General features: G+C 66.2%; 1 protein-coding gene. It reads left to right on the top strand.

The window, feature by feature from the left end; all coding sequences use genetic code 11:
- A partial coding sequence (locus tag PMI32_RS02300; RefSeq protein ID WP_008034806.1) for an Ig-like domain-containing protein occupies nt 1-902 on the top strand: 902 nt, incomplete at both ends.

Raw genomic sequence — 902 nt, forward strand, 5'->3', positions numbered from 1 at the left:
GACGTAGAGGGCGGTGAGCTGAGCGTCTACGAGAAAAACCTCACCTACGGCTCCGACCCCGATGCCCCGTCCCTGACCCAATCCGGCACCTTCACCGTCAACGCGCCGGATGGCCTGCAAACCCTGAGCGTGGGCGGCATTGCCGTGGTCAGCGGCGGCGTGGCGGCAGCGTTTCCGCAATCGGTCGGCACCTGGCACGGCAGCACGCTAACCATCACCGGTTACGAGCCGGCGACCGGCGTGGTGAGTTACAGCTACACGCTGAATTACGACCGCAACCACCCGAATGCCGACGGCGCCAACAGCATCGTCGAGAACTTCGACGTCGTTGCGACCGACACCGACGGCAGCACCGCGACCGGGCAAATCAACGTCAACATCGTCGATGACACGCCGACCGCCAACCCTGATGCGACCTCGGTGGCGGAGGGCGGCGTGGTCAGCGGCAACGTGCTGTGGAACGACGACGGCGGCGCCGATGGGCCGTTGTCCGGCGGTGGCGTGGTCGGCGTGCGCGTCGGTTCGGACACCTCGACCCCGGTCAGCGGCGGCCTCGACACCCACATCAATGGCACCTACGGCTACCTGACCCTGGACGCCGAGGGCAACGCCGAATACCACAGCTACCCGAACAGCGTGAACGGTCCTGGTGCGACTGACGTGTTCACCTACACCCTGCGCGATAACGACGGCGACGAAAGCACCACGACCATCACCATCGACGTCAACAACAGCTGCATCAGCGCGGCCGTCGACAACGACGTCACCGTTTACGAAAAAGCGCTGGACCTGAGCAAGGATGGCCAGGACCTCGCGGCGGGCACCGTCACCGGCAGCGAGCCGGGCCATACCGGCGAAACCGCCAGTGGCACGCTGGTCGGTTCGGTCAGCGGCGCGTCGGG

The organism is Pseudomonas sp. GM60 (assembly GCF_000282415.1).
In the GTDB taxonomy this organism is placed as follows: Bacteria; Pseudomonadota; Gammaproteobacteria; order Pseudomonadales; family Pseudomonadaceae; genus Aquipseudomonas; species Aquipseudomonas migulae.